This window comes from Acidithiobacillus ferriphilus, assembly GCF_028215975.1.
GTDB classification, from domain to species: domain Bacteria; phylum Pseudomonadota; class Gammaproteobacteria; order Acidithiobacillales; family Acidithiobacillaceae; genus Acidithiobacillus; species Acidithiobacillus ferriphilus.
Map to the genome: position 1 here is coordinate 1,729,828 of NZ_CP116458.1, position 16,113 is coordinate 1,745,940.

The following is a 16,113-nucleotide window of genomic DNA, read 5'->3' on the forward strand; positions in this document are numbered from 1 at the left end:
TTCAAGGAGACGTGACAAGGCGCTGTCGATACATAAAAACCAGTCCTTGCCGGTCGCTCCGCGAGCTGAGTGTTATTCGTCCGCCGAGTTGATCGGCAATATGACGAGCGATGGTCAGACCCAGGCCGCTACCGCCTTCCGCGCTGTCCGGCAAGCGGTAAAATGCATCAAATACTCTACGCGATTTCTCTGGAGGAATGCCCGGACCACTGTCGATGACTTCCACGATCCCCTCTTCGCTATCGCTACGGATTCGGATGGTCACCTCACCGTTTTCCGGGCTATAGCGCAGGGCATTGTCGACGGCGTTGCGTAGCAGGCTATGCAGCGCCGCTTCCGTCCCCTCTACCCACACCACGCCCTGTAGCTCCAAGCCAAAATCGAGGTTTTTCTGCTCCGCCAGCGGATAGAGATCTTCCACCACCAAACGGGCGACAGCGGCAAGGTCCACCGGCTGATGCGCTGCCACTGCCGCCTGCTGGCGGGCCAGACTTAACAACTGATCGAGCAGATGACGGGATCGCTCCAGGCCGCTTTTGAGAGGCAGCAGGCGTTGTTTGCATTCGGCGAGGGATTCCGCCCGTTCCAGATTCTGCGCTTGTAGTGAGAGTGCTGTCAGAGGTGTCCGCAGTTCATGGGCGGCGTCGGCGACAAAACGGCGTTGCTGGGTCATCAGCAGCTTGACCCGTTCCAGCAGGCGGTTGATGGCGCGCAGGAAGGGTGCGATTTCCTCCGGCACCTCGCTTGCCGGTAAAGGCTCCGGATATTCTGCGTTCTGCGCATCTGCCGCCTGGGCCAGGGCATGCACGGGTGCCAGACTGCGCCGGACCAGATGGCGGGCGAATACGATCAGCAAAGGCACCAGCAGCAAAAGTGGCATCAGGGTCCGCAGAGCGCTATCGAAAGCGGCGTCACTGCGTACATCGGTAGACTGGGCAACGGCGAGTTTTTTACCCGGCGCTACCCGACGGACAAAGACGCGCCAGTTCTGGCCAGCCACGTCCACAGTGTGGAAGCCGCTGCTCAGGTGAATCGGGAGCCTGAGCAAGGGTGCGGTCGGCGACTGGGACGTCGTTAAGGCTTGCACCACAATGCGCGCATCGGGATCCACATCCAGGGGGGTCGCAACGGGCTTTTCCACGGTCGACCAATGTTCCGGGGGGATCAGGACCGCGATCTGCCGCAAGGATGCATCCTGGTATTCCTGCGCCTCATCAAAGGCGAGCCAGAACGATGCCAGGCCGGCCAGTAAGCCCATACACACAATAGCCATGCTCAATCCGACGGACAAACGGCCTTGCAGAGAACGTGTCATGGCTGGCGCGCAACCATCCAACCCGCCCCACGGACATTTTTGATGACCTTCGCGCCGAGTTTTTTGCGAATGCCGTGGATCAGAAAATCAATGGTGTTGCTTTCCACGGCTTCATTCCAGCCATATAAGCGCTCTTCGAGCTGGGCACGGCTGAGAATGGTGCCGGGGCGCAGCAACAAGGCCTGCAGCAGTGCGAATTCCCGGGCAGTCAGCAGGACCCGTGCATCGCCATGCTGCACTTCATGGGTGCTCAGGTTGAGTTGCAGCAATCCATTGCTGAGTACCGGGGTGGCCTGCCCGCCCTGACGGCGGATGATGGCGCGCAAGCGGGCCAGCAGTTCATCCATTTCAAAGGGTTTGACCAGATAGTCGTCGGCGCCGAGGTCCAGGCCATCGACCCGGTCCGCCAGCGCATCGCGGGCAGTGATGATGATAACGGGCAGGGTGTTGCCCGTGGCCCGGAGCTTTCTCAGCAGATCGCGTCCGTCCAGCTTGGGCAGACCCAGATCCAGCAACACCGCCTGGTGCTCCTGGTTGCCGATGGCCCGCAATGCGGTTTCGCCGTCCCGCACCCAGTCCACGGCATAAGCCGCATCCTGCAGAGCCACCGTGACGGCTTCGCCGATCATTCGGTCATCTTCAACAAGGAGAATGCGCATAAGATGGTCCCAGTATATTCCCGGTGACTTTGCTCACCCCAAAAACCCCGTCCCCTCAAAAGGAAGCGGGGCTCTCGCAATGCCGGTGATCAATCCGGATGCGCGCCTTCGGTGGAGTTCTCCAGAACGGCCCCGGTTTTGGCATCGACGCCTACCTCATGGGTGACTTTGCCATTTTTGATATCGAAAGAATAGCGCAAACCGCTCCCACCTTTCTCCTGCTCCAGTTCTTCGTCCGTGATTTTGCCGGGGTACGCCTTCAAGGCGATAGTCCGGGCCTGTTCGATAGTTACCTTGGCATTACCCGCCAGATTCTGACCGGTGAAGGCGAAGGCACTAAGGGATGCTGCGCTCAAAATGACACCCAGCACGCCAATGACCACTTTATTTGATATTCCCATGATGTCGCTCCTTTCCAAGATTGGGGTCTGGTGGATGCTTGTGCTTCCACCGTGTTGCCCACTCTACCACCTCGGAATTAGCGCAGGCTTAGCGCCGGCCAAGCGGAGATTTCTGAATGCAGGCTCGCCATCCTACAAAAAATATCGGCAGGAAAGCCCCAGACACAACACGCTGGAACCTTTCTGCCGAAAATTACCAGCAACGGTAAAGCTAGAAGTTTACCGCAATACTTCCGTATACCGTCAGCGGAGCTCCGGGCAATGCCAGCACCTGCCCAGCCGAGTTCCCTCCCAGAAGTCCGCCGGCCGTAATATACTGAAACTCATTGTAATGATTATTCGCAAGATTGAGGACGTCGACACTCAGCTTGACATCCTTCAAACCCGGAATACTCCCACGCGTGGGGATGGTGCTGTCAAAACCCAGGTTCACCGTACCATAACCCGGCATTTTCTGCAGGCTGGGCGCGGTCGTATTGTTATTAAACATGCTTTGCGCGCCCGTGTACTGATACCAGACTCGCGGCTCCAGCAACACGCCCGGGAGATAGTAGCTGTACGCCGTGCCGATATTAAAGGTGCTGCTCGGCACGTTGGATACCGGCAGCCCGTCATAACTGACACCGCCGGTCACGTAATGGGCGAAGGTCGCCTTCTCGAAATTGAGATTGGCAAAGACATGCAGATTGTAGATCGGGTCATCTTCCAGCGCCATATTGACACCCTGATAGATGGAATCACCGTTCGCGTCACCCAGATAATTGCCATTGGCATCGTAGAACGGAATATATTGGTTGGTATAGTGCAGATGGTAAAAACTCGCCAGCAGGAAAAAATTATGCAGGTAAGCGGCATCCCTGAAATGAACCTTTATGCCGGCATTGTAATCGGCGCTTTTTTCCAGACTATAAAGCGGTGGGGTACTTTGATACAGACCACCACCGCCGCCCACCTGCGGCTCCTTGTAAGCCTGCGCATAGCTGGCAAACACCGCCAGCCATTTCATCGGCTGCCAGTTGAAATCCACCGAGGGCTCCACCTTGGTGAAGCTGTTGCTGGCGGTCGGTAGCGTACCCTGATTATTCTGCGGATACAGGGCATAAGCCGCGGCGAAATCCGACTGCGCGGCAGGTGTGTAACGCGTCTGATAATTGATGAAACGCACGCCTGGCGTGATATGCAGGTTTTTCATCGGACTGATCCGGTCCTGGATGAACGCGGCAAGGTCGGTCTGGTCAAAATAGTCGCTGCGGTAGTGCGCGTTGGGCACAGACGCCGAGCCGTAGTACGGCGGGTTGGTATTGTAAAAGGCGTTCCGCGAGTTATACCGGCTGTTCAGGAAGAATCCACCCACGTTCACGTCGTTGTAGGGCAAGGCCACCGAAAACCACAGTTTGTCACCATACACATTGGTATGAGGGTTATTGTATTCGTAGAGGTTCTTCGGATTGGACAGTCCGTAGTTGTTGTAGTGGAAATGCAGACGGTGGCCGTTGCGATACCAGAGCGTGTTATGCAGACCCACCATGCTGTCCAGTGCAAGGTTCAGTTTGCTATAGACCAGCCAGGTGGTATTGCCGTCCCGTTTGAACCAGACGTTTTCCGGCAGCGATGAATAATACCCGGAAGTCGCCTGGCTATACAGCGGCGAGTTTGCGGTACCATCCATGGTCACGCCGGCAATGGGGCTGAGGGGGATGGATACCGGCCGGTAACCGGAACCTTTCGCCAGGTAGGCACCCAGTGAAAAGTCACCGTTGCTGAAGGTCTTGCGGGTTTTCAGGAACCAGGCGTAGTTATAACTGGGGTTGGCAAAACCATCCGGGGTTTGCCGGTAGCTGTTGCCGGAACCGGAGCCGCCCGCCAGGATGGTGGACCAGCCGTCTATGCTCCCGGTGCGCACATTGAAGACGATATTCTTGGTATCGTAGCTGCCGTAGCTCATTTTGATCGAAGCACCGGCTTTATTTGTGGGCTGCAAGGGAACAAAATCAATCTGGCCGCCAATGTTGTTATACCAGCGATCCACCGGGTTACCGGGACCATAGGTGATGCCGATGCCCTGTAGAATGCCGTTCTGCGGCACCTGCGGACTCTCCCAGAGGCCAGTGGAGGGGTTCACCATGGGAACGCCGTCAAAGGTGACGGAAAGACTGCCGTTGTCAATCTGGCCACCGGAGAAACCGCCCCAACCCTGCTTGATCCCGTTCACGCTGATGGAGGTCTTGGTGGAGCCGGTGTATCCATAGCTGGAGACGCTGACGCCCGGCGCGTAAGACAACGCCTGCGCGCTGCCGCCTACCGGACCAGCAGCCGCCAATTCATGCTTGTCCAGCACTTTCACCGATTGCCCTGAATTAAAACGGTGCTTCTGGGTAAGGGACCGCGCCTCACTGCTCCCAAGATAAGAACTTCCCTGTGCAGCGGCATTGACCTGACCCACGTCGACGGCAGCATGGTCGGCACTTACCGTGCTGGCAGTGACGCCATCGGCCAGGGCAAGAGCGCTCGACAACATCACCCCGGATGCCATGAGCGCAACAATTATAGGACGTAAATTCGTGGTGTTACACATATTCAAGACACTCCCTAGGTATGATCGGCAGCCCTAAAGAATCTTTTTAAAGCGTCTTTGGGCTTTTCAAAGAGTGAGCATCATAATCAATGGATGTGACGATAACGTGACAACACGATGACTTTTTTATGATATTTTTAGGAGGAATCTAAAAATGCGGATGATGCGCCTCTGAATACATGCGATGCCCGCCTTCGACAAAAGGCGGGCATCTGACGTGTAATCGGAGCACAAGGTATTGGTCTATATAACCTAGTCAGCGGGCAATGCTATCATCAGAAGCCAGATCGTGCTTGCGATTTAACCGACACCCAAGGAGGGCAGCCTATGAAACAGAGTTCAACCCCGCATGTCACCTACTGGAATACTGGCACACGCCTCCTTCACTGGGGCATGGCGGTCACCGTGAGTTTTCAACTCCTCATCAGTTTGATCATGGAACACCCCAAGCCGGGTCGGGTGCTGACATCTACCCAGGCCCTATCCTTTGAACTCCATGAGTGGGTGGGTTTGGCTACGGTTGGGGTCATCATCGCCCACTGGGTATGGAGCGCACTGCTCACCCGTGACGACAGTGGCTTCCGCCACCTGTTTCCCTGGGATGCAAAAGGGCGGGCGAAGCTCCTGGTGGAATTACGCCAGATCCTGCGCTTTCAATTACCCCAGGGAGGCCCCGAGGGGGGGCTGGCGGGACTCGTCCATGGGCTGGGATTTCTCGCCGTCTCCACTATGGCGGCCACCGGTGCCGTACTTTTTTTTATTTACCCAAAGAGCGGTGCGGAAACACCCTTCGTCGGCAACGTCGCCGATCTGCACAGTCTTATCGCCAACCTCGCCTGGGTGTACTGGTACGGCCATATCGGCATGGCACTGTTGCACGAGATTCTGGGTCACCGGGTTCTGGCGCGTATTTTCCTCCTTCGCCAGTAAACCGTAAACCGCCCCCTAATTTTCTTTACGATGTGGGGTGAGATAAACCCAGACCGCCAGAAAAAGGAACGCGATGACATAGATATTGGTGGTACCCAGGACATCGCCCTTATTCGCAGTGGCGCCCGGCAGAAACGGTGCGCCCCAGCCTTCCGCCGTGGTCCAGACGCCGATGCTGTAGGCAATACCAACAGGAATCACCCAGCGCAGGCCACGGCCGATGATCAGGTAAAAAGCGATAATACTTTCCATGATCGCGGCAAAATAACCAAAGAGCACCGGCCCGACCCAGGTGATGACCGTGATGAAGAAGCTGATGTAAGCGGCAATCCATGCCGGCTCGCCCGGCAGGGCCTGCTGCAGGTAGGTGACCGCATGATTGATGAAATAGGGCTGCCATTTCAAGAACGCATCGAAGGCCCAGAGCATGCCGAACAAGACACGCGCAGTGTGTACGGCCGGCGCAGAAATAGGACGATGCGGTACTTTACTGAGACTCAGCCCCTCCCAACTCCGTGTCCAGATTACCAAAAGGAAACAGAGCACATAGATGATGGCGGTGCCAGGGTCGGTCGCGCCCTGGGTGTAGGGGCCGCCAAAACCGCCAACGGTACTCCATAGCCAGAGGTTATAAATCACGCCCACCCAGGCCAGCAGCGGCAGGCCGATACCGGTAATAAGGGAAATGGCCAAAATGGCGTCGAGCACTATGGTCGCATACGCCACATGCTGCGCACCCAATTGCTGAACCTGCTGCGCCATCCAGTGACCATAACCGGCGATCCAGGCGGGTTGTCCGGGTACCCAGTCAGCATCGAAGGTGCCGAGAAAGTGAGTACTGTAAACAGGGTTAAGTTGCAACCATGTATTGACCAGCCAGATCAGACCAAAAAGGATGCGAACAGCACCAAAAGCCTGTTTACGACGCGATTCCAAGGGCTGGGGTGTTTTCATCATACCTCTCATTGTGTCATTAATAATGCGGACATTCTTCAGGAAATCGACAAGAAGGTCAAAGATCGGAAAATCTTTTGCCCTGGTTATTAAAGAACAAACACCATGAAAATATTGATCATCGAAGATGAGCTAAAAACCGCCGCCTTTTTGAAAAAAGGTTTTATGGAGGAAGGGAATGTCGTAGATATCGCGACCAATGGTGTGGACGGACAACACTTGTCGGCGACAGGCGATTACGACGTCATCGTACTGGACGTCATGCTGCCACAACGGGACGGCTGGTGGGTGTTGCAGGAAATCCGCAGGCGGCGGGCAGATCAGCCGGTGATTCTGCTGACGGCGCTGGATGCCATCTCACAACGCGTGAAGGGTTTGCAACTCGGCGCCGATGATTATCTGGTCAAGCCCTTTGCCTTTTCTGAATTGCTGATGCGGGTGCGCAATATTCTGCGCCGCTGTCACCTGCGCGCCGAAGACGTGCTCCATTACGCGGATCTGGAAGTCGATCTGTTGCGGCATAAGGTCTGGCGGGCGGGAGAGAGCATCGGCCTTGCCCCTCAGGAATATCGGCTGTTGGCCTATCTGATGCGCTTTCCCGGAGAAGTGCTGACCCGCACACGGATCGCCGAGCAGGTCTGGGATATGAATTTTGACGGCGACAGCAATGTGGTGGATGTCGCGATCCGGCGGCTGCGCAGAAAGGTCGACGACCCCTATTCCGGCAGGTTGATTCATACGCTGCGGGGGGTTGGTTATGTTCTTGAAACACGCAACTGAAGCCTTCCGCCGCGTTACCGGTTCGATAGCCATACGGCTGACGTTATGGTACGCGTTGCTCAGCGTTTTATTGATTGTCGCCGCTGGCGGTACCTTGTATTGGGTACTCGTGGAGCAATTGCAGCAGGTCGACAGCCAGATTTTATCCAGCAAGATCCATGCGGTGCATAGTGCATTGGGTCGCCATGCCGGGAATGCAGCGGCGCTACGACACGAAACACAATTGGAGGCGAGTACGATTCGCGGCGTATTCATCTGGGTCAGCCGCTCCCCTGTCGGCATTATTGCCCGCGGTCGTGACTTCAATCCGCTTCTGGATAGCTCACGACCATTCACGAAATCGCCAAACACTCTGCAAAAAAAAGAGTGGAAATGGAAAATACACGATCACGATCATTATCTGGTCATGGCGCAACGCTTTGCAGGTAATCCGTCCACAACGATTTATGTCGCCATCAGCACCACGCAGAATGCGCAATTTTTGGCCATTTATCGGCGGGCGCTGCTGCTGGCGACGACTCTCGTCCTGCTGGCGGCGGTGGCGGCGGGCTATCTGATTGCCCGCCGGGCTATGCGACCGGTTGCACGGTTGGCGCAGATTATCGATGGGCTGAGCGCCAGGCAATTGCATCGGCGCGTTGCCGACGAACCCTGGCCGAGCGAGCTACGCAATCTGGCGACCAACTTTGACCGCCTGCTGGGTCGGCTGGAGACCTCCTTCAACCGTATCTCGCGCTTCTCCGCAGATATCGCCCATGAACTGCGCACGCCCCTGCATATCCTGCGCGGCGAGGCGGAAATCGCACTTTCCAGAGGCCGCAATCCGGCGGACTATCAGACGTGCATCGAGTCGGCCATGGAAGAATACGGACGGCTTTCGCGCATGGTGGACGCCCTCCTCTTTCTCGCCCGCGCGGAGCAGCCGGATGCCCAGCTCGACACACCGTTGCTGGACAGCCGGGAAGAAGTAGCGGCAGTCTGCGCCTTTTATCAGGCGATGGCCGACGAGTCGGACATCACGCTGGTCAACAAGGCCAGTGGGCCAGTAGCGGCAAATCCAGGGCTGTTGCGGCGCGCGCTGGGCAACCTGCTCGGCAACGCGCTGCGCCATACCCCTGCGGGCGGGCAGATCAGTATCCGAACCGCCATTCAGCCATCGCTGTTGCAGATCGTCGTCAGCGATAGCGGCTCCGGGATAGCGCCCGAGGACCTGCCGCATGTGTTTGACCGCTTTTATTGCGCGGATGCGGCACGTCTGCGTCAGGGTCAGGGCACCGGACTGGGGCTCGCCATCGTGCGGTCCATTATGCAATTGCACGGCGGTGAGGCCACACTGCAGAGTGAATTGGGGACAGGCACCACCGTCACGTTATCTTTCCCGATTATCGCGGCGGAAACTCCGGCATCGCAGCCAAGATGACGAATCCGTCAGGTTGCGGTCATCTTCCGGTTCCCTGCTTTTGCGATGATGCGCTCATGGTTCGTTTTAATGTAAAGGTCGGTGCATGATACACAAAGCCGCAACACGGCGGATAACGACCGCGCTCGGAATCGGCGCCTGCCTGCTCTCGAGTATCGCCGCGGCGGATGACCTGACTTTACGGAGTGCCATCCAGCGGGCGCTGGTCAATCAGGCGGTGGTACAGCAGGCGCAGCACATGATCGCGGAGCGTCGGGATCAGGGTCGCGCGGCGCGTGCGGATCTATTGCCCGCCCTCTCGCTGAGTACCGGGGGCATCTGGACCCAAACCCAGAACGGCCAGCCGCGCTTTGTCAGCGCCAATGGCGCGCGGGAACTGATCGGACAGGTTCGCCTGCAGATCCCACTGTATACGCCGCAAGCCTATGCCTTATCGGCGCTGGCCCGCAACCGCTCGGCCATCGCCCGTTATCGGCTGGAACAGACACGGCTTACGGTCGCGGCGCAGGTAACCATGGCTTATTACCAGATGGCGTTGGACGCCAACACTCTGGCCGTCTGGCGCAAGGCGCTGGCGGCCGCGCGCCAGATGCTCGTGGCAACACAAGAGGGCTACCGGGCGGGGACCCGCTCCCGCCTGGATCTGAGTCAATCCAAGTTGACCCTGGTGCGTATCCGGATGGGACTCGATCAGGCGCGGCCACGGGCGCAGGCGGCGCGCCAGGTGCTCGCGCTGCAAACCGGTTACACAACGGCGGCGTTACCCGTGCTGGCGCGCGTCGCCGTCCCACGCACGGCCTTGCCGGGTACCAATACGCTCCGCCAGCAAGCCGATCGATCGCAGCCGCTGTTGCGCGTCGCCGATGGCGAAATTCAATCGGCGCGATCGCTGTTGCACTATCGACAGGCGGCGCGACTGCCGATCATCGCCGCCACCGGCGCCTATGGGGTGGACACCTCGACACTGCCGCAAAGCCAGCGATTGGGCTGGCAGGCGATCCTTAGCCTGCAGATGCCCATTTTTGGCTTTGGCCGCAACCGGGATCGCGTCGCCGCGGCGCAGGAGCAGGTGGCTGCCATGCGGGCCGCCAAGGCGGCGCTGCGACTGCAGATTCGCAGCCGTCTGGCGGCCGATTACGGGGCGGCACAGGCGGCAGCAAACGCCCTGCAGGACGCCCAGACGCTGGCCCGGACCGCACGGACGGTCTATACCATGACCCGCAAGGGCTACCTCGCCGGTGCGGAGAGCGCACTGGCGTTACAACAAGCGGAGAATGACTGGGTACAAACCCAGTTGCAAAGCGCGGGCGCCGCCATCCGCGCCCGCCTGACACGTGCGCAACTGGCATTGGATAGTGGCTTGTTGCCCGATCAAAGGAAATCGTCATGACCCCTCGCCAACGCTCGATGATCCACATTTCCCCACGCTGGCCCGCCGTTATCGGCCTCGCCATCCTGCTCTGGCTGACCGGCATGAGCGCGGCTTGGGCACTGCCGGTACGCGTAGCCGTTGTCGCCTCCGCGCCGGCCCGGCAGGAGAACACCGTACTCGCCACCGTCGAGAGCAACGGTCAAGTGACTTTGACCGCCGCCGTTACCGGCCGGGTGCTCGGCCCGCTGCTGCCGGCCGGACAAGTCCCCGCCGGCGCCATGGTGGCGCGTATCGCGCCGCCCGGCCTGCGGGCGACCATCAGCGCCGCTCAGGCGCGGGTCACTTTCAGCCGCAGTCAGTGGCTCCGCAACCGACAGCTCTATACCGATGGCGTCTTCTCCCGGCAGGATGTGGAACGGACGAAGCTGGCATTGGATGAAGCACGGTCCACTCTCCGTGTCCTACAGGCGCAAGCCAACGAGCAGCAACTGACTGCTCCGTTCGCCGGGAGCCTGCATTATCTGATACCCGCTGGGGCAGTGGTCAATGCCGGCCAGCCCATCGCCACCCTCGCCGGGCGCGGGATACCCTGGATGCACGCCTATGTCACCCCTGCCGTGGCGCAGGGGCTGCAGCCGGGAATGGTGGTAGGGCTTGATGGCAGCGGCTGGCAGGGGCATGGCAAGATTCGCTCTGTCGGGCAAAGTGCGCGGCATCTGGGTCTGGTGTCGGTCTATATTGATCTGCCCGCCCACAGCCTGCTGCTGCCAGGCGAATGGCTGCAGGTAAGACTGTCCGCGCCAGAGGCAACGGCCCTCGTCTTACCGACCACCAGTATTGTCATGCGTGGCTCCCGCACCGAGGTATTCGCCATCCGCCACGGACGGGCGGTCGTGGTACCCGTCCGTATCGTTGCCAGTCGGGGCGATCGTACCTGGGTCAGCGGTGATCTCCGGGTCGGCGAATTCGTCATCCGTTCCGGCAATGCCCGTCTCGTCGCCGGCACCCCCGTGCAGGTCCAAAAGCCATGAAGCGCTATCTGGATTTTCTCTGGGAAAATCGCTTCAGTATAATCCTCGCCACCCTGTTTTTGCTGGCCGCCGGCTGGTTTGCCTTGCAAAGTCTGCCGGAAAGCGTGTTTCCCAATGTCGATTTTCCGCGCGTTACAGTACTGGTCAATGACGGTAGCCTGCCAGTCAAGTTCATGGAGGTCGAGATCACCCGACCGCTGGAGGCGCTGGCCAAGGGTCAGCCGGGCGTCCGGCTGGTGCGCTCGCAGACCGGTAACGGACTGACCAAGCTCAATGTTTACTTCAATCCCGGCGTCAACCCGCAGACCGCTTATCTCATGCTGCAGGCCCGCCTCTCGCAGGTTCGCTTACCCGTTGGCGCGCAGATGCGGGTGACGCGCATGGCGCCCTACACCTACCCCTTCGCCGAGTATGCGCTGGTCTCCAATCAGCAGGGCAGCTCGGCGATGATGCCGACTTTCGCCTTCCAGGTGCGCCCCGCCCTGCTGGCGATTCCCGGTGTCTATCAGGTGCAGAGCACCGGCCGCGGCTGGCCGCAGGTGCATATCGATCTGAACCCGGTGCGCCTGGCGCAATATCACCTGACGGCACAGCAAGTGATCGACACCCTCCGCCGCGCCCAGGGGCCTTTTTTCTCCGGCGTTCTGCATGCCTATCACCAGCAATTTATCGTCGCCACGACGCCGCGGCCGGTGGATACGGCGCATCTGGCCACCCTGACCCTGCCCCTCGGCCCGGCCAACGCCGAAGGCATCCGCGCCCCGCTGGCGTTGGGCGCGCTGGGGCGGGTACAGGTCGGTCCGCCCCCCTTGCTCACCGATGCCGCCGTCCCCGGCTACCGCCATGCCCTGATCATCGACGTCCTGTCGCAATCGCGAGCCAACGATGTGAATGTCGCCCGTGCCGTGCAGAGTCGGCTGGCCGCCTTACGGACACACCTGCCACCCGGCGTGCAACTGGTGCCGATCTATGACCTGAGTCACTTGATCAGCAGCAGCCTGCGCGACGTCTGGATCGCCCTCGGGCTCGGCAGCCTGATCGCCTGGCTGGTGGTCTTCGCCTTTCTCGGTCGTTTCGACGGGGCGCTGGCGACCCTGGTGGTCGTCCCGCTGGCCCTGGCGGCTACTTTTCTGGTGCTGCATACGTTGGGCTACGGACTCAATATCATGACGCTCGGCGGCCTGACAGCGGCGATCGGTGCCTTGGTGGATCACGCCATCGTGGTGATCGAACGCGGGATCCATGGCCTGCACGGTGACCGCACGACGCGACGGCGGCAAGCCTTGCGCCGCGCTGCCGAAATTCTGCCACTGATGACCCTGGCCACCCTCACCTCCTGCCTGATCTTTCTGCCGCTGATCTTTTTGTCCGGCACGTTGGGGCTTTTGTTCCGACATATGGCACTGGCCATAGTCATTGCGCTGCTGACTTCGCAAATCGTTGCCCTGCTGGTGACGCCGGTGCTGGCCGCCTGGCTCGCCGGGCGCCCGCAGCAGAAGCGGCGGAATGGCGCTGAGCGCTGGTTACGCCGACATTTCAGCCGTTGGCTGATTTTCGGCATGCGTCGCCCGTGGTGGGCCATTCCGGTGGTCCTGCTCCTCGCGGTCGCGGGATGGCTGACGCTGACCACCTTGCCTACCGCCTTCCTGCCTCATTGGGACGAGGGCGTGATTTCGGTGCCCTTCCGTACCCCGGTCGGCAGCAGCGTGGCGGAAACCACCCGCGTGGGGCGGGATTTCATGCGGGTGGCGCTGGAGAATCCCAATGTGGCGCGGGCATCGCTGATGGTCGGGCGCGGTTTCCAGTTCCTCCATGCGCCGGCCAACAAAGGGGCTATCGCCATCGTCCTCAAGTCCAATCACGCGCAGAGCACCGAGACGGTGATGCACACGCTGCGGGCACAGTTTCGTCAGACGGCCCCCAATCTGCTCTCCTTGACGCTCCATCAAACGATGATTGTACGCCTGGGCAATCTCTCGGGTGCCCACGCGCCGCTAGTGGTTTATCTCTTCGGCTCGGATTCCACCACCTTGCGCACGCAGGGAGCGCGTCTGGCGGCGGCATTGCGCCAGAGCCATGCCTTTGAGTCCGTGAACTTCAAGTCACCTTCAGCGGGTCCGGAGCTGGAGATCACTCCATCGCCACTGGCCGCGATTTATGGCATCACCCCGCCAGTGCTGGCTAGCCAGGTCAAAGAGCGTTTCTGGGGGCGACAGGCGGGCTTCCTCCTGCACGGCGAGCAGATTCTGCCGATTCGCGTCAGCCTCGCCGGCCACGATTTCACCCCGCGCGAGATGGACACCCTCCCCATTCGCTTGCCGGACGGAAGCTTTACTCCACTGGCAAGCATCGCCGGCGTTCATGTGCAGGGGGCGGTACCCTTTGTGACCCATCAAAATCTGGTGCCCGATGCTTATGTCTGGCTGCAGCCGAAGCCCGGTGAGGGACTGGCGCAGGCCGCCGCTAAAGCACGTGTGGTGGTAGCGAACCTGCATCTGCCGACCAACGTGACGACCTTGCTGGGCGGCTATTATCGTCAGCAATCACAGAGCTTTCAGCAGATGGCGCTGATTCTCGGCGGGGCGCTGGCCTTGCTCCTGATCCTGCTCGGCTTTCAGTTCAGCAGTCAGCGGGCGGCTATTTCCTCCCTGCTGGCGATTGCGCTGGCGGCGCCGGGGGCCTTGCTGGCGCTCCTGCTCCTCGGTATTGACCTCGATAGCACCGCGTTTCTCGGCGTGCTGCTGGTCTTTGCCATTGCGGTCAACAATGTGATACTGATTTTTGCCCGCGCCCGGCAACTCGGGGGTCCGCAGCCGCGCCCCGCCGTGGTCGCCCTAGCCGCCCGCCAGCGCTTGCGCCCCATCCTGATGACCATGCTCGCCGATGTCTTCGGCTTTTTGCCGCTGGCCATCGGTATCGGCCACGGCACTGACCTGCTCAAGCCCCTCGCGGTGGCGGTCATGGGTGGCCTGCTGCTGTCCGTATTCATGTCTTTGTGGCTGGCACCGGTGATTTATAGCGCTTTGACAGCGAAAGCAGCGCGGCAAGCATCGCTTCCTGGATAACCCTTTTCTCGACGACGGTGCTTATGGCGGTCTGTCATGCCGACCGCGCCCGTTTTATCATGGCGGCTGATCAATGGTTCTTTTCGCCTACAGGATGCTCATGTCCCTCCTCCACACCCTACGCCGTCCCGGCATCCAGGCCGCCCTCCTGTCAGCGCTGCTCTTTGGAGCGAGTACGCCGCTGGCCAAAATTCTGCTGGCATCGGTGAGTCCCTGGATGTTGGCGGGTCTGCTCTATCTGGGCTCCGGCCTGGGGCTGACCCTCTACCGCTGGCTGCGCCGCGCCGAACGGGTGCGCTTGTCGCGTCGGGATGCTTTCTGGTTTGGGGCTTCGGTGCTGGCGGGTGGAATCATTGCACCGGTGCTGTTCATGATCGGCTTGCAGGGTGCCGCCGCTTCAACGGCTTCTTTATTGTTAAATGCGGAGACAGTGTTTACGACCCTATTGGCATGGTGGGTGTTCAAGGAAGGTTTTGACCGGCGCATAGCCTGGGGCATGGTGGCCATTGTGCTGGGGATGGTGCTCCTCAGTTGGCCGGGACAGGTGCATTTCGACCACCTCTGGTCCGCCGCCGCCATCATCGGCGCCTGCTTTGCCTGGGGTATGGATAACAACCTGACTCGCAAGGTGTCCCTGACCGATACCAGCTGGATCGCCGCCAACAAAGGCTGGGTGGCGGGTAGCGTGAACCTCGGACTGGCGCTGTTACTCGGTGACCGTCTGCCTGCCCTGCCGGACATGGCGGCGGCGATGCTGCTGGGTTTCTTCGCCTATGGCGTCAGCCTCGCCTTTTTTGTGGTCGGCCTGCGTCATCTCGGCAGCGCGCGGACGGGAGCATATTTTTCCAGCGCCCCCTTTATCGGGGCCATGCTCAGCGTGATGCTCGGTGCCCCAGTCACTCCACTCTTACTGATCGCCGGAGCGCTGATGGGTTGGGGCATCTGGATGCATCTCACCGAAAGCCACGCGCATGAACATACCCATACGCTCATGGAACATGATCATGTCCATGAGCATGACGCACACCATCAGCACGCACACCCTGATCCGCTGGTGCCCGGTGTCAGCCATCGCCACCCGCATAAGCACGAAGCACTGACCCATAACCATGCCCACACCCCGGACATGCACCATTTACATAAGCATTGAGCCGCACGCTCCACAATTCCGCATATCCATGCGTCTCCAGGTGCAACACGCCTCTGGTATGAGCGGCCGTGTTGCTAGCGGAGGCGAACCACTTGCCACTTACGCAACGCCACCAGCGACCAAACGCTCTCGACAACACCAAAGGGCCAGGTGCCGGCGAGAAATCCATAAGCCGCAGACCCCAGACAAGCTACTGCAAAGGCCAGCGTAAACCAGTGCGAGCGCGATTCGAATGCATAAAACAGCATCATCAGGGTGACAATCGTGGCCCCGTATATCGTCAATATCATTGCGTACCCCCCAGAACAGACTACTACAACTTCCCACAGATCATAACCACGCACCTCATGCTGTGCAGCGTCCTGCTCCTTGTCGATTTAGGGAAAACTTTTACGCCTTGACTCTGTAGCGCACTTCATGGTTTACGATGCCCTAGACGTGCTGACCGAGATCACCTGACA

The 16,113-nt window shown here is 59.7% G+C and carries 13 protein-coding genes; 7 read left to right on the forward strand and 6 right to left on the reverse strand.

Going from position 1 to position 16,113, the window contains the following annotated elements:
* Window position 1: 1 nt before the first annotated feature.
* The 4 genes from PJU76_RS08760 to PJU76_RS08775 form a co-directional block, all read right to left on the reverse strand.
* Window positions 2–1,315, reverse strand: coding sequence for a sensor histidine kinase (locus PJU76_RS08760; RefSeq protein ID WP_271779215.1), 1,314 nt, complete (start codon window positions 1,313–1,315; stop codon window positions 2–4).
* On the reverse strand, window positions 1,312–1,974 hold the full coding sequence (locus tag PJU76_RS08765; RefSeq protein WP_271779216.1) for a response regulator transcription factor: 663 nt from the start codon (window positions 1,972–1,974) through the stop codon (window positions 1,312–1,314). Before PJU76_RS08765 ends, PJU76_RS08760 begins: the two co-directional genes overlap by 4 nt.
* Before the next feature lie 89 nt (window positions 1,975–2,063).
* Window positions 2,064–2,375 (reverse strand): PepSY domain-containing protein, encoded by a 312-nt coding sequence (locus PJU76_RS08770; protein ID WP_271779217.1) that lies wholly within the window; start codon window positions 2,373–2,375, stop codon window positions 2,064–2,066.
* Window positions 2,376–2,586: 211 nt separating this feature from the next.
* Window positions 2,587–4,950, reverse strand: a complete 2,364-nt coding sequence (locus tag PJU76_RS08775) for a TonB-dependent receptor (protein ID WP_271781004.1) — start codon at window positions 4,948–4,950, stop codon at window positions 2,587–2,589.
* 327 nt (window positions 4,951–5,277) lie between these two features.
* Here PJU76_RS08775 and PJU76_RS08780 point away from each other — a divergent pair, with 327 nt between their 5' ends.
* Window positions 5,278–5,880: a cytochrome b/b6 domain-containing protein gene (locus PJU76_RS08780; protein WP_271779218.1), complete on the forward strand. Its 603-nt coding sequence runs from the start codon at window positions 5,278–5,280 to the stop codon at window positions 5,878–5,880.
* 15 nt (window positions 5,881–5,895) lie between these two features.
* On the opposite strand, the gene PJU76_RS08785 is transcribed toward PJU76_RS08780, so the two are convergent.
* Window positions 5,896–6,834: a hypothetical protein gene (locus PJU76_RS08785; RefSeq protein WP_271781005.1), complete on the reverse strand. Its 939-nt coding sequence runs from the start codon at window positions 6,832–6,834 to the stop codon at window positions 5,896–5,898.
* A gap of 105 nt (window positions 6,835–6,939) precedes the next feature.
* Here PJU76_RS08785 and PJU76_RS08790 point away from each other — a divergent pair, with 105 nt between their 5' ends.
* The 6 genes from PJU76_RS08790 (at window position 6,940) to PJU76_RS08815 (ending at window position 15,652) form a co-directional block, all read left to right on the forward strand.
* On the forward strand, window positions 6,940–7,614 hold the full coding sequence (locus PJU76_RS08790) for a heavy metal response regulator transcription factor (protein ID WP_271779219.1): 675 nt from the start codon (window positions 6,940–6,942) through the stop codon (window positions 7,612–7,614).
* Entirely contained in the window at window positions 7,592–9,034 is a 1,443-nt protein-coding gene (locus tag PJU76_RS08795; RefSeq protein WP_271779220.1) for a heavy metal sensor histidine kinase, read from the forward strand. The genes PJU76_RS08790 and PJU76_RS08795 overlap by 23 nt, the downstream gene beginning before the upstream one ends.
* A gap of 85 nt (window positions 9,035–9,119) precedes the next feature.
* Complete coding sequence (locus PJU76_RS08800) at window positions 9,120–10,424, forward strand: TolC family protein (protein ID WP_271779221.1); 1,305 nt, start codon at window positions 9,120–9,122, stop codon at window positions 10,422–10,424.
* Complete coding sequence (locus PJU76_RS08805) at window positions 10,421–11,437, forward strand: efflux RND transporter periplasmic adaptor subunit (protein ID WP_271779222.1); 1,017 nt, start codon at window positions 10,421–10,423, stop codon at window positions 11,435–11,437. The genes PJU76_RS08800 and PJU76_RS08805 overlap by 4 nt, the downstream gene beginning before the upstream one ends.
* Window positions 11,434–14,502: an efflux RND transporter permease subunit gene (locus PJU76_RS08810; protein WP_271779223.1), complete on the forward strand. Its 3,069-nt coding sequence runs from the start codon at window positions 11,434–11,436 to the stop codon at window positions 14,500–14,502. Before PJU76_RS08805 ends, PJU76_RS08810 begins: the two co-directional genes overlap by 4 nt.
* 100 nt (window positions 14,503–14,602) lie before the next feature.
* Complete coding sequence (locus PJU76_RS08815) at window positions 14,603–15,652, forward strand: DMT family transporter (RefSeq protein WP_271779224.1); 1,050 nt, start codon at window positions 14,603–14,605, stop codon at window positions 15,650–15,652.
* Window positions 15,653–15,726: 74 nt separating this feature from the next.
* On the opposite strand, the gene PJU76_RS08820 is transcribed toward PJU76_RS08815, so the two are convergent.
* Window positions 15,727–15,942: a hypothetical protein gene (locus PJU76_RS08820; protein WP_196762978.1), complete on the reverse strand. Its 216-nt coding sequence runs from the start codon at window positions 15,940–15,942 to the stop codon at window positions 15,727–15,729.
* Window positions 15,943–16,113: the final 171 nt, after the last annotated feature.